A 14,469-nucleotide genomic window follows, 5' to 3' on the forward strand; every position below is an offset into this window, starting at 1 on the left:
AATCCTGCATAACGTTAAAAAAGATTGCGGCGGGAGATCCCAGCGCCGCAAGTAGAGGAGAATCATTTCAATTCGAACTTTTACTTGGCAAATTATTGGCCAATCTCATGCATTGCCATGAATTCAAGAGCACGCACCATTGCAGAGTGATCCCAAGCTTTGCCTTCATGCGCAGAACAGGCATTAAACAACTCTTGAGCTGTCGCCGTATTAGGCAGGCTAAGGCCCATGGCTCGAGCACCCGAGAGTGCCAGGTTTAGGTCTTTTTGATGCAGTTCAATACGGAATCCGGGATCAAAGGTCCGCTTGATCATCCGCTCGCCATGGACCTCCAGAACCTTCGAAGAGGCAAATCCACCCATAAGTGCCTCGCGCACCTTGGCAGGGTCGGCCCCGGCCTTGGAAGCAAACAGCAGCGCCTCGCCTACCGCCTCGATATTGAGTGCGACGATAATCTGATTGGCCACTTTACAAGTCTGGCCGTCACCGTTACCACCCACCAGGGTAATGTTCTGGCCCATCAGCTCAAACAATGACTTGATCTGATCAAAGGTAGCCTGTTCACCACCGACCATGATGGTCAGGGTTGCATTCCTGGCACCCACTTCCCCACCCGAAACCGGCGCATCCATATATTGACACCCAAGCTCATTAATACGCTTGGCAAAGACCTTGGTCTCAAGCGGCGCGATAGAGCTCATATCGATAACCACATTACCGGCGACCAAACCGCCGGCTATGCCATCTTCACCGAACAGGGCTGCTTCCACATGCGGGGTATCGGGCACCATAGTGATGATAATATCGGACTGCGCGGCCACCTCACGACTGGAGCGGCAGGCCTTGCCACCCTTCTCAACCAGCTCTGACGGCACCTGCTTGATGTCATAGAGGAACAGGTCATGCCCGGCATCAATGAGGTGCCCGGCCATATGCCGGCCCATAATTCCCAATCCAACGAAGCCAACTTTGCTCATGTATCTCTCCTAGCCACTAAATCAAGTGGTTTTATCAGTCTTTGTAATGTTATCTGTTGCACTTGTTACGCGGGCGATCACAAATAGGCTGAGAGCCAACCAAGTCCTTCATTTGTTGTAGTCGCCGGCTTGTACTCACATCCGATCCAACCCCGATATCCGATCTTGTCCAGGAACGCGAATATAAACGGATAATTAATCTCCCCGGTCCCTGGTTCATGGCGCCCGGGATTGTCTGCCAGCTGAATGTGATCGATATGCGACAAGTTATTCTGTATCGTTCGCGCCAGATCACCTTCCATAATCTGCATATGGTAGATGTCATATTGCAGGGCAAGATTATCTGAACCTACCGCTTTCAGCACATCCAGTCCCTGGGCGGTCCCATTCAGATAGAAACCCGGGATATCGATAGTGTTTATTGGCTCAATCAATAGGCGAATACCCTGCTCTGCCAATTGCCCTGCCGCAAACGTCAGATTCTCGACAAAGGTCTTTTGCAGCAACTTGGGATCCGTATCTACGGGTGCAATGCCCGCTAGACAATTGACCTGTTTGCAGCCAAGTCCTGTAGCATAATCAATAGCCTTTGCCACTCCGTCGCGAAACTCGTCGACCCGGTCAGGATGGCAGGCAATACCTCGCTCACCCGCACCCCAATCCCCGGCCGGCAGATTGTGCAATACCTGCGTTAGATTATTGCTTTTCAGCGCATCGACAAGCACCTCTTTATCAAAATCATAAGGAAACAGATATTCAACACCGTGAAAGCCCGCCTTGCTTGCCGCCTCGAAACGGTCCAGAAAATCTACCTCGTTGAACATCATTGATAGGTTTGCAGCAAATTTTGGCACGTTAGCACTCCTCACAACTGACATGTTTTTCCATTAGGATAAAAAGGCCACCCGATTATTCTAGGTACGATCCTTGATACTGGTATTCGAATCAAGATCGATGATTTCTTCAAATTCATTGATATTATCAATCTCAACGCCCATCGAGATGTTGGTTATACGCTCAAGAATCACTTCAACCACCACCGGAACCCGGTACTCTCTCATTAAATGCTCAGCCTCGCTAAAGGCCGCTTCCAGCTTGTTTGGATCGGTTACCCGGATCGCCTTACAACCCAGACCTTCAACCACCTTGATGTGATCAACCCCGTAACCTTCAGTCTCTGGACTGTTTACATTCTCAAAGCCCAACTGCACGCAGTAGTCCATATCGAAATTACGCTGTGCTTGACGAATCAGACCCAGGTAGGCGTTATTAACAAGAACATGAATATAGGGCAGATTAAATTGCGCGCCCACTGCCAACTCTTCAATCATAAACTGGAAATCATAGTCACCTGACAAGGCGACGATCTTCCGATTCGGATCCGCGGCACGCACACCCAGCGCAGCGGGTATGGTCCAACCCAGAGGACCGGCCTGGCCGCAGTTGATCCAGTGGCGCGCCTTATACACATGCAGGAACTGCGCTGCCGCGATCTGTGACAGGCCTATCGTACTCACATAACAAACCTCTTTACCAAAGGCATTGTTCATCTCCTGGTAGACACGGTGCGGCTTGATAGGGATATTGTCAAAATCTGTCTTGCGCAGCATGGTGCGCTTACGCTCCTGGCATTTAGCCGACCAGCTACTGCGGTCTTTTAACTTACCCGCGGCCTTCCACTCGCGCGCCACTTCCAGGAACAGATCCAGTGCAGAGCCTGCATCGGAGACAATACCGAAATCCGGCATGAACACACGCCCAATCTGGGTCGGCTCAATATCCACATGCACAAACTTACGCCCTTCTGTGTAGACACTCACGGAACCCGTATGGCGATTCGCCCAGCGGTTGCCCAGGCCCAGCACAAAATCCGACTCCAGCATTGTGGCATTGCCATAGCGATGCGAGGTCTGCAGACCCACCATCCCCGCCATCAGCGGATGATCGTCAGGAATACTGCCCCAGCCCATCAGGGTCGGGATGACCGGCGTCCCGGTCAACTCCGCGAACTCAACCAAACGATCGGAGGCATCTGCATTGAAGATACCGCCACCAGCGACGATGAGCGGTGCCTGCGACTCATTCATCATTGACAAGGCCTTTTCTATCTGGGCGCGTGTTGCCCTGGGCTTGAAGACCTGCAGTGGCTCGTAGGTGTCCGGATCAAACTCGATCTCGGCAACTTGCACGTCAAATGGCAGATCAATCAATACCGGCCCGGGACGAGACGAACGCATCAGATGGAAGGCCTTCTGGAATACGCCCGGAACCAGGGCCGGCTCCATCACCGTCACTGACCATTTGGTTACGGGCTTGGCAATCGACTCAATATCAACCGCCTGGAAATCTTCCTTGTCCAGCCTTGCACGCGGGGCCTGGCCGGTGATACAGAGGATCGGGATGGAATCAGCCGAGGCAGAATAGAGCCCGGTGATCATATCGGTTCCGGCCGGACCTGAAGTCCCGATACAAACGCCGATGTTATTCGGTTTGGCGCGGGTATATCCCTCCGCCATATGAGACGCACCCTCTACGTGACGCGCGAGCACGTGCCTGATTCCACCAGAATCCTTCATGGCCTTGTAAAACGGATTAATCGCCGCCCCCGGAATGCCGAACGCAACCTCTATCCCCTCTTTTTGCATGATACAAACGGCCGCCGCCACTGCTGTCATCTTAGCCATGAAAGTCTCCACCAATTATTGATCTGATAGAGCAGATTGAAGCACAATGAATTCTTTCGGTCAATCTAAAACGGAAAATGCTTCCATTTTATTGTTTTTATTATTTTCTCTTATTATCAATACACTATATATCGGTATACAGTATAACGATATATTATCTGTATTATTAATTAAGCTATATATGGCAATTTATTTCTGTCAATAACAGGCGCACAGCGGATGCCCTACGCAGACACCAAACAAATCAAGATCTATTACGAACTGGCCGGCCGCGGACCGCGATTACTTTTCATCGGAGGCGTCGGAGGCGACCTGCGCAGCCACCCCAACGCTTTCGACTCGCCATTGAAGGAACATTTTGAGTTGCTGGCCTTTGACCAGCGCGGTACGGGCCGCACAGCGAAACCCGACCAGCAGTACAGCCTTCAAGACTATGTCCAGGACACCATCGCTTTATTGGATAACTGCCACTGGGACAAAAGCCATGTGGTCGGTGTCTCGTTTGGTGGCATGGTGGCTCAAGAGCTGGCCATACAGCATCCGGAAAGGGTCCAGGGGCTTGTCCTGGCCTGCACCACCGCTGGCGGTGCAGGTGGAAGCTCTTACCCACTGCATGAGCTGAGCGATCTGCCTGCGGAGCAACGGGCGCGGCTAATGCTCGGTATAGCCGACACCCGAAAAGGGCCTGCCTGGCAAGCCGAAAATCCTGAAAGGACGCTGGAACTGATAAGGCAAGGCGCTGAAAATGCAGCGCCATTTCTGAGCGAACCCGGCGGCATAGCGGGGATCCGGCGGCAGATCCAGGCCCGCCGTCACCACGACACCTACAATCGATTACACCGGATCAGCGCCCCCACGCTGGTTTGCGCCGGGAAATTTGATGGTCAGGCCAAATTCGAAGCGGTAAACCGCCTGCATGAGAGGATCCCGGAAGCCAAGCTGAAAGTATTCCAGGGCGGACACGCATTCCTGAACCAGGACCCCGAAGCCTACCTGGAAATTATCAAGTTTCTCACGAGTCGGGCGTAGAATAGCCTGGGTATCATTTATAGATTAAAACCTCAGTCAGCCAACAACGCCCCTATACGCTAACAGATTCCCATAAGGACACCTGATACAGGCACCTTTAATTCCCGCCAGCAGAAAATAGATCCCCTGGGCAGCCCCTTCCGTTTGCCAACGACGCTGGATTATTGTATACCAAGACTTACAGCATTATTGTATACTAATACTTAATTAGCCATCATTTCGAAGGTCCGGGAGCCCCACTCATATGTCAACATCCAGGCTCACGTTGCAGCCAATCCGCAACAACAACGTTCTCAAGGACAATGTCTACAAGGCGTTAAAAGATGCCATAACTTCCATGGATATCTATAACGAAGGGGAGCCACCCAAGCTTGACGAGCGGCGTCTGGCAGAAGAATTGGGGGTCAGCAGGACACCGGTCCGGGAGGCCATAGCACGGCTTGAGCACGACGGCTTGGTCGAGACCATTCCCCGGCGCGGTGCATCGGTGGTGCGCAAGACCAAGCAAGAGATACTGGATATCATCTATGTCTGGGCAGCCCTTGAGAGCATGGCGGCCCGGATTGCCACGGAAAAGGCCACCGACAAGGCCATTGCGAAACTGCGCAAAATGTTTGTCACATTTGATGGTGCCGAGGATGCCCGGGCACACATCGATGAGTACTCGGACACCAACCTGCAGTTCCATCAATCGATCATTGACCTGGCCAATTGCGAGCTTTTGAGCAAAACTGCCGCCAGCCTGCTGGTGCATATGCGCGCGATCCGGTCCAAAACCATTCGCGAACGAGACCGCGCTGACAAATCGGTAATCGACCACCTGCGCATTATTGAGGCCATTGAAGACCGGGATACCGAACTGGCCGAACGCCTTGTTCGAGAACATACCCTGAATCTGGGTAAGCACGTGGAGCAATTCGTCGACTACCTAAAATAGCCATTCTCACCAAGCATGAAATAAGAAGCCCCTGACGAAGGCGGTACACAATCACCGCCTGCTACCTGCACCGGCAAACCCAGCTGATTCCAGCTGGGTTTTTTCTTGCAGATAAAGCGGTTCAGGCGGCGCCCGCTCGGCATTGCCAATAACCTTGGCACACCCATAATAACGGTCTGCCACATCAGCAGGTCGAACAGCCATATCGGAGTGCTCATTAAGCCACGGCCAAAATGACTATGCCACTATAAGGCACAGCAGATCGGTTTACGCGCCAGAAAAGCTCGCGGCGTTAACCAGAAAGTGGGTCCAGATACTGGCGGCATATCCCAGCATAATGGCCCAACTCCATTTCAGGTGCGCAAAAAAAGTATAGATGCCTCGCGCCTGCCCCATTACCGCAACACCAGCCGCAGACCCGATGGAGAGCAGAGATCCCCCCACACCTGCGGTCAATGTCACCAGCAACCATTGCCCCTGATCCATATCCGGCAGCATGGTCAGCACCGCAAACATCACCGGAATGTTATCAACAATGGCCGACAGCAAGCCTACCAGCACATTGGCTGAGGTTGCCCCCAAAGCGCCATACATCAAGGACGAGGCCAGCCCGAGGTAACCCAGGGCTCCCAAACCACCGACACAGAGAATGATGCCATAGAAGAACATAAGGGTGTCCCACTCAGCCCGCTCCAGGGTTTTGAAAATATCAAAATGAGCGTTATTCCGCTTTTCGACTTCCAGTGCCGTGCCACTCATTTCACCACCACCAGTCGTCGAATAGGCACGCTGTTCACGGCGCTTGAGGTAATAACCATAGAACTTCAAAAGACCCAGACCAGTCATCATTCCGGCCACCGGAGGCAAGTGCAAAGTGTTATGCCCGATTACCGTCATGCTGATGGTAAGGATAAACATACCCACAATCACCCAGGCCCCATGCAACAACACGGTCTCGTCCTTTAGCGCCTCGGGCTGCTCTTTCGGTAACGTGAAGCTCATGATCACCGCCGGCACCAACCAGTTCACGAGTGAGGGAATCAACAGTGCAAAGAAACCACTAAATTGAATAATCCCTTTCTGCCACACCATCAGTGTAGTGATGTCTCCAAAGGGGCTGAATGCACCACCGGCGTTGGCCGCCACCACAATATTGATGCAAGAGACCGCAACAAACTTATGATTGGAACCACCTACAGCCATCACCACCGTCGACATCAGCAGCGCTGTTGTGAGGTTATCGGCCACCGGAGAAATCGCAAATGCCAGCCCCCCGGTAATCCAGAACACCGACCGCAAGGAAAATCCACGAGATACCAGGGTGCTACGCAGCATATTGAACACACCGCGTTCACCCATTGCGTTGATGTAGGTCATTGCCGCCAACAAGAACAAGAACAGTTCGGCAAACTCCAGCAGGTTGTGGCGGAACAGGTCGGCCACGACATCACTCTTGCCCATCTGAGAGTAGGCGATAGCCACCAAAATCCAGATGATACCGGCAGCCACAATCACTGGCTTGGATTTGCGCATATGCAACTGCTCTTCTGCTATCACCAGGGCATAGGCAAGCACGAAAATCACCAGTGAAACCACCCCAACCCAGTGACCGGACAAATCCGACCCTCCGGCCGCCGCGGAGGCCACCCCTGGAAGCGCAAAACAGAGCAACGCCAGGAAAATACTCGCAGACTTGGAGTTCATCCTTGCCAATTTATTCATAAAGAGACTCCCCAGCCATGCATCGTGGCCTTAAAAATTGATTTTTTCGCATAAACTAATGGGCCGCCCCTGAAGCCACTACTGCGGCTAAAACGGCGATTCCGCCACTCGATTCCCGATCAATGCCAGCTGCATGACCCAGGCACATCCCGCGCGCAATTCAGGTATACTGTATACCAAATACTGGAGATGGTGCCAAGCGCTTACCCTAAACAAGGCGCTCGGAACTTGGCGTTTCATCCAGGCGACACCTCGCTTATGCCGGACATCCGGGAATTCGCACAGCCCTGGAGTGTTGAAGATCCCGCGAACAGAGCCCCTTCCCTCCAGATCGCCACCCGACCTCTGGATGAACGGAACAACCACCCCAGATAGAGATAAAGAATGAAAACAGACACCCTCAGCATCTATAAGGCCAAGTTATGATTTCCATCAGATATCTGAATTGTGCAGATCGGGCGAGGCCGCCATTATGTGAGTATACATAATACTGTATACATAATACCATTATACTTTACTAAGAAATATCCAGTTAATTTTAATTAATAATCGAATGCGTTTACTTCTGTCACCGGAGGTATTCAGCCGGGATACTTGCTTGATTAACGGCTCATTCAACCCGGAAATGAGCCATCAACATCACCCATTGGCGCCTAAGGTGGAGCCTCCCCGTATCGGTTCTTGAACACCGGGACGCCACCGATAAACTTGAAAGGTCAGTAGCTATGCTTGATTCGATCGGATCGACAGTTGAACGCTCTATCCACAACCTCGGGTTTGCTCCTGTTCTGCTCACGATCAACGGACAGACCATAGATTCGCGGCCAGGCGAGTCTATCCTCAAAGCAGCAAAACGCCATAATATCGATATCCCCAACCTCTGCCAGGATCCCCGAACCAAGGCAGTCGGTGACTGCGGTCTTTGTGTCGTTGAGATCGACGGAACAGACAAACCCGTTAAGTCCTGCTCTATGCTGGTTCAGGCAGGGATGGCGATCACAACCGAAAGTGAACGGCTGTCTGACATACGCCGCGCACGCCTCAACAGCTACCTGGAGAATCACAACGCCTACTGCCAACCCCCGTGCCAATATGGTTGCCCGGCCGGTACCAAAGTAGCCGGCTATGTGAAGCTGATCGGCGAAGGCAACTTCGGTGCGGCCACTTCCCTGATTAAGGAGAATATCCCGCTGCCGGGCGTGCTGGGACGCGTTTGCCCTGCCCCGTGTGAGGCGGTCTGCCGGCGCGGCCAGGTGGACAAACCAATCTCCATCTGTACCTTGAAGCGTTTTGCCGCCGACCAGGCCATGGCACTGGGACTCAAGACCCACCCCGACCCCAAGCCGGACACGGGTAAGCGGGTTGCTGTAGTCGGTGGCGGACCTGCCGGCCTGGCTGCGGCCTTCTACCTGCGCCTTGAGGGACACAGGGTCACTATCTATGAGGCACAGGAAAAGGCCGGCGGCTACTTGCAATACGGCATCCCCGCTTACCGCCTGCCCAAGGATCTGGTGGATAAAGAGATCCAGGAGATTCTGGATACCGGTATTGCGCTCAAGACCAATACCGCACTGGGTCGAGACTACCAGATCAGCGACTTGAAGGCCGCCGGATATGATGCCGTCTTTCTCGGTATTGGCGCCTCCCTGGGCAAAACATCTGGACTCAAGGGTGAAGAGAGCCACGGCGTTTTTTCCGCCGTGGGCTTCCTTGCCGAGGTCAACCGTGGCCAGCGCACCACGATTGGCCAACATGTGGCCGTCATCGGCGGCGGCTTTACCGCGGCCGATTGTGCACGGACTGCGCGCCGCCTGGGGGCGAAACAGGTTTCGCTCATCTACCGCCGCTCCCGCGAGGAGATGCCAGCCAGCCCGCATGAGATACATGAGTGTGAGGTGGAGGGTGTAAAACTTGAGTTACAGACCGCCCCGGTTGCCATCAACCATAATGCCGACGGCAACCTCGTTTCACTGACCTGTCGGCGCATGGCGATGGGCGAGCCAGATGAATCCGGCCGCCGACGCCCGCAGCCTGTAAAGGGTTCCGAGTTTGATATCGAGATCGACAACCTGATGCTGGCTATCGGCCAGGATGTTGATCTTGACAAGGCGATTGAGGATCTACAACGCACCCCTTGGAACAGTATCCAGGTGAATGAGTCCACCATGCTGACTAACATTGACGGTGTATTTTCCGGCGGTGACTGTGTCACCGGTGCTGCAACAGTCGTTGAGGCTATTGGTGGCGCCAAAAAAGCCGTTCGCGCCATGAACGCATTCCTCGCCGACGGCGACCAGCGCGCCATGGCCAAAGCCGCCGTCGATAAACACCCGACACTCTTCGATATCGGTGCCAGGCCAAAGCAGGCCGAGTACGACCGCATTAACCAGGCTGTACTGGATGGGAGACGGCGGACCAAGAGCTTCGGCATCGAAGTCCGCCCTGGTAGCCTTGGGGCCGACAAGGCCGATGGCGCCTTTGAGGAAGTCGATCGCGGGTTCACCAAAGAACAGGCCATTGCCGAGGCAAAACGCTGTCTCGAGTGCGTCTGTCAAGAGGCAGGTCGCTGCGACCTGCAAAGACACTCCATCCGTTATGGGGCAGGAACGACCAGCTTCCGCGGACTTAAAAAATTCGCACCCCTCACCGCCTTTCCCTTTTTTGAAATGAATCGTGAGAAGTGCATCCAATGCCACAACTGCATTCGCGTGTGTGACCAGGTGCAGTTCCGCAAGGTCTACACCAAAGGCGATGATGGCTTCCCCGCCTTGGTCAGTGGCACCACCGACTATGCCGATACGGAGTGCAACCACTGTGGGCAGTGCGTCTCCGCCTGCCCCACCGGCGCCCTCAAGGACCTTAGCGATAAGGGTACGCTGCGTCCGGATCAGAGAAAAACCACTAACACCACCTGCGTCTACTGTGGTGTTGGCTGCGCTCTGAATCTTGAGTCCGAAGGCCAGCAAATTGTAAAAGTGGAAAATGCCTTCAACTCGGATGCCAACCGAGGCAGCATGTGCGTAAAGGGACGCTTTGGATTTGATTTTATCAACAGCCCAGATCGCCTCACCACACCTCTGATCCGGCGCGGCGGAAAAGACGCACCCCTGGAGGAGGCGACCTGGGAAGAGGCGATCACTGTGGTAGCCAGGCATCTTGGTGAAGTGAAGAACAGATACGGCCCCAATGCCCTGGGAGGCCTCAACTCCTCCAAGGTGACCAACGAAGACAACTATATCTTCCAGAAATTTGTCCGTACCGCCCTGGGAACAAACAACCTGGATCACTGCGCCCGGCTCTGTCATGTCGCTTCCGGTGAGGCCCTGGGAAAGGCACTCGGTGGCGGTTCCATGTCGGCCTCCAACCTGGATGTCCGTGCAGCGGACTGCATCATCGTCATCGGTTCCAATACCACCCAGACTCACCCCGTTATCTCCAGCCTGGCGTTACAGGCCAAATACCAGGACGGTGCCAAGATCATTACCATCGATCCGCGCCGCATCGAGATGGCTGGCCACGCTGACATCTGGCTGCGCAACAGCATCGGAACCAATGTCGCCGTCCTCAACGGCATGGCCAACGTAATCATTGCCGAAGGCATGGTGGACGAAGTGTTTATCGCTGAACGAACCGAAGGTTTCGAAGCGATGAAGGCCGCCGTTAAAAAATACACGCCCGAATATGTAGAGCGGCTATCGGGCGTACCCGCCCAAAACATCATCGGCGCGGCCCACGCCTATGCTCAGGCAAGGCGCGGCATCATTCTCTGGGGCATGGGCATCACCCAGCATCTGACCGGGGTAGAGGCCGCCTGCGGCTTGGTAAACCTGGCATTGATGACCGGGCACATCGGCCGCATAGGCACCGGTGTAATGCCGTTGCGCGGTCAGAACAACGTGCAAGGCGCCAGTGACATGGGCCAGCCCGACAAGCTGCCGGGCCATCAATTGATCAAAGACCCGGGAGTGATCGAGAAGTTTCAACAGGCCTGGGGGTGCGAGCTGCCACGCGAGGACGGTCTTACCGTCGTAGAGATGGAGGCGGCCGCCGGAGACAGCATCAAGGCCATGTACATCCAGGGTGAAAACCCGATGATGAGCAGCCCCGACATCAACCACGTCAGACACGGCCTGGAGAGCCTGGAATTCCTCGTCGTTCAGGACATCTTCCTCACGGAGACCGCCGCGCTGGCAGACGTGGTACTACCGGCAACCACCTTTGCAGAGAAGCTGGGCACCTTCACCAATACCGAACGGCGTGTCCAGCTGGTGCGTCCGGCAATCGACCCGATCCGCGAGGCACGCGGCGACTGGGAGATTATCTGCGACATATCAACGGCCATGGGCTACCCAATGCACTATGCTAGCGCGGCGCAGATCATGGAAGAGATCGCCAGCCTGGTACCGGCCTATGCAGGCATCCGCTATGACCGCCTCGAAGATGGCGGCATCATGTGGCCCTGCCCGGATACCGAACACCCCGGCACCCGCATCCTCTATAGTGAAACATTCCCCCTCGGCAAGGGACGCTTCACGGCCCTGGAATATACTGAGCATAATGGCGAAAAGCCGGAAGATGAATTCCCGCTACTACTCTCGACGGGCCGCCTGCTGGAGCATTACCACACCGGCACCATGTCCCGGCGCGCCAGCAAACTCGATCAGGCAGTACCTGAAGCGGGTCTGCAGATGACCGCTGAAGACGCACGACGTTACGGTACAGAAAACGGTGAGTTGATTCGGCTGATAACCAGGCGCGGCTCGATTGAAGTAAAGGTGGAAATTAGCGATCTGCCCCAGCAAGGCGTTGTGTTCTTGCCCTTCCATTTTGCAGAGGCTGCGGCCAACCGGTTAACCAGCTCGAAATTTGACCCGGAATCGAAAACACCGGCATATAAACATTCGGCCGCGCGCATCGAAAAGATCGCCGTTTAAAAAAACCTCCAACACTCCAGCATGCCGTCTGTGGCGGTATTCTCAGGACCATCAACCGAGAATACCGCTGCAGAAAGATTCCTCCGGCACTCTCCCGACTGGATGATTCCAGTCGGGAGATAGTACCAAGAAGTTGGCGAACAACCACTGAGCGGGTAACTGTGGAATTCGACTTGAGCCGTTTACTCGAATGGATTAGACAAACTGCACACACCCTCGATTTCAATCGTGATCCGGTCACCCGGTCGCATTGTTCCAACCCCGACCGATGTTCCACAAGCAATTACATCACCTGGCAGCAGAGTCATATCATGGGATATGGCGCTGATCAGCTCGGCCGGCGTGAAAATCATGTCTGTAATGGGATAGTTTTGTCGCTCCTGATCATTAAGCACGGCTCTGATCGTTAACTGGCCCGCATCCAACCCGGTAGCCACAACCGGTCCCATGACACCAAAAGTATCAGCGGCCTTACAGCGAGTCCATTGGGCGAACTGTGGATCGCGGTTGAGAATCTCGAAGGAGGTAACATCGTTGACACAGGTACAGCCGAACAGATAATCCTCGGCATCGCTAACAGAGACATTGCGACAGGTCTTGCCAATAACCAGCCCCAGCTCACCTTCAAAGATGATCTTCCCATCATAGCCAAGCGGACGTTTAATGGTCTTGCCATCTGCCAGGAAGGAGCTATTGGCCTTGAAAAAGTAGAGGGGCTCTTTGGGTACAGGCATCTGCAACTTATCCAGCAAGGCGTGGAAATTATTTACCATGGCGACCATCTTTGTGGGTTCCACCGGGGTGAGAAGCTCCACATCGCCCAGCGCAATCTGCTCACCCGTGGCGGATGGTTGCTCAAACATATTCCCCTCGTGGACCAGGATCTGATCGCCTACCAACTTACCAAATGCCGTGACATCACGATGCTTAAAACGTACCCACTTACTCATAGGATCAACTCCAGACTGGTTTTAGGAAATTACTCATGGCACCCCAAGCCATGGCCTTCAGGGGGTTAGTTATCTGCCAAGGCTTGTAAATGAGCGATTGCGCTATGCGCATTGGCCTGCAGGTCGTAGCCACCCTCCAGGATTGAGACGATACGCCCCGGGCAGTGGCGGTCAGCCACTTCGATTATCTTTTCTGTGAACCAGACATAGTCATCTTCCACGAATTGCAGTTGACCCAGCTGGTCATCACGATGCGCGTCAAAACCGGCCGATATGAAGATCATCTGCGGAGCAAACGCCTCCAAGGCGGGTAACCAGGTATCGGTTACCGACTTGCGGAAGATGTCTCCCCCGCTACCGGCGGCAAGGGGTGTCTTAATGATGTGGTCACGGTGAGAGACCGGATCGGTGTAAGGATAGAAGGGGTGTTGAAAGCTCGAACAGAAAAGCACACGGGGATCATCCGCAAAAATATCCTCGGTACCATTCCCATGATGGACATCAAAATCCAGAATCGCCACCCGCGCAAGACCCAAGTCATCGAGAGCATGGGCCGCGCCAACGGCGACACCATTAAAGATACAGAATCCCATGGCGCGGTTACGGGTCGCATGGTGTCCACAGGGGCGAACTGCGCAAAAGGCGTGCCGCGCCTCTTCCCGAAAAACAAGCTCCGCGCCGAGACAGGCAGCACCGGCACCACGCTTGGTGGACTCCAGCGAATAGGGGTTCATCAAGGTATCGGGATCCAGGGAGATCAGACCCTGCTTCGGCGAGGCCTCTTCAACCGTACGTATATAATCCACATCATGCACACGCTCGAGTTGATGCCGATCCGCTATCGGGGCAAGGTGTGCCTTGAGATCTGCAACCACAGCGGACGACCTTAGCTGCTGCTCAAAGACCCGCAGGCGCTCCGGGCATTCCGGATGCCCGCTGTTCCCGGCGTGTTTCTGGCAAACAGGGTGTGAAATCAGTGCGGTCTGCATCTTCTCCTCCTGGATTGGCGCAACAGCGTCTTATATGTCGGGTGGACCTGCCGGACTTGATTTGGCTTATATTAAAGTAAGTATATCACTGGTATATTGTATTTAGTATACCAATATACCCATTGCGGCCCTCTGCGCCGCTGTGCCCGCCCAATACCTTGTCCGACCGCCCGCCATCCGTGGGAAAGACAGGAATCACACCAGATTATCGATTCCGTCGCCCTGTTCGGGCCCATTTTCACGCTCC

General features: G+C 54.3%; 9 protein-coding genes. 3 read left to right on the plus strand and 6 right to left on the minus strand.

Going from position 1 to position 14,469, the window contains the following annotated elements:
- Positions 1 to 92 precede the first annotated feature (92 nt).
- The 3 genes from O9K64_RS15995 to gcl form a co-directional block, all read right to left on the minus strand.
- A complete protein-coding gene (locus tag O9K64_RS15995; RefSeq protein ID WP_275099094.1) occupies positions 93 to 977 on the minus strand; it encodes a 2-hydroxy-3-oxopropionate reductase in 885 nt (294 codons plus the stop codon).
- Between the two features lie 77 nt (positions 978 to 1,054).
- A complete protein-coding gene (gene hyi, locus O9K64_RS16000) occupies positions 1,055 to 1,831 on the minus strand; it encodes a hydroxypyruvate isomerase (protein WP_275099095.1) in 777 nt (258 codons plus the stop codon).
- A 60-nt stretch (positions 1,832 to 1,891) separates the two neighbouring features.
- Complete coding sequence (gene gcl, locus O9K64_RS16005; protein WP_275099096.1) at positions 1,892 to 3,661, minus strand: glyoxylate carboligase; 1,770 nt, start codon at positions 3,659 to 3,661, stop codon at positions 1,892 to 1,894.
- A gap of 219 nt (positions 3,662 to 3,880) precedes the next feature.
- Here gcl and O9K64_RS16010 point away from each other — a divergent pair, with 219 nt between their 5' ends.
- Positions 3,881 to 4,690, plus strand: a complete 810-nt coding sequence (locus O9K64_RS16010; RefSeq protein WP_275099097.1) for an alpha/beta fold hydrolase — start codon at positions 3,881 to 3,883, stop codon at positions 4,688 to 4,690.
- 244 nt (positions 4,691 to 4,934) lie between these two features.
- Complete coding sequence (locus O9K64_RS16015; RefSeq protein WP_275099098.1) at positions 4,935 to 5,627, plus strand: GntR family transcriptional regulator; 693 nt, start codon at positions 4,935 to 4,937, stop codon at positions 5,625 to 5,627.
- A 267-nt stretch (positions 5,628 to 5,894) separates the two neighbouring features.
- Here the strand turns inward: O9K64_RS16015 and nhaD are convergent, their stop codons facing one another.
- The gene (gene nhaD, locus O9K64_RS16020; RefSeq protein ID WP_275099099.1) at positions 5,895 to 7,349 is read right to left on the minus strand and encodes a sodium:proton antiporter NhaD; all 1,455 of its coding nucleotides are present in this window, start codon (positions 7,347 to 7,349) and stop codon (positions 5,895 to 5,897) included.
- A 725-nt stretch (positions 7,350 to 8,074) separates the two neighbouring features.
- Between nhaD and fdhF the strand changes: the two genes are divergently transcribed.
- The gene (gene fdhF, locus O9K64_RS16025; RefSeq protein ID WP_275099100.1) at positions 8,075 to 12,283 is read left to right on the plus strand and encodes a formate dehydrogenase subunit alpha; all 4,209 of its coding nucleotides are present in this window, start codon (positions 8,075 to 8,077) and stop codon (positions 12,281 to 12,283) included.
- A gap of 182 nt (positions 12,284 to 12,465) precedes the next feature.
- On the opposite strand, the gene O9K64_RS16030 is transcribed toward fdhF, so the two are convergent.
- A complete protein-coding gene (locus tag O9K64_RS16030; protein WP_275099101.1) occupies positions 12,466 to 13,233 on the minus strand; it encodes a fumarylacetoacetate hydrolase family protein in 768 nt (255 codons plus the stop codon).
- 65 nt (positions 13,234 to 13,298) lie between these two features.
- Positions 13,299 to 14,222: a histone deacetylase family protein gene (locus O9K64_RS16035; protein ID WP_275099102.1), complete on the minus strand. Its 924-nt coding sequence runs from the start codon at positions 14,220 to 14,222 to the stop codon at positions 13,299 to 13,301.
- Positions 14,223 to 14,469 lie beyond the last annotated feature (247 nt).

The sequence above is a fragment of the Sedimenticola hydrogenitrophicus genome (genome assembly GCF_029017505.1).
GTDB classification, from domain to species: domain Bacteria; phylum Pseudomonadota; class Gammaproteobacteria; order Chromatiales; family Chromatiaceae; genus Sedimenticola; species Sedimenticola hydrogenitrophicus_A.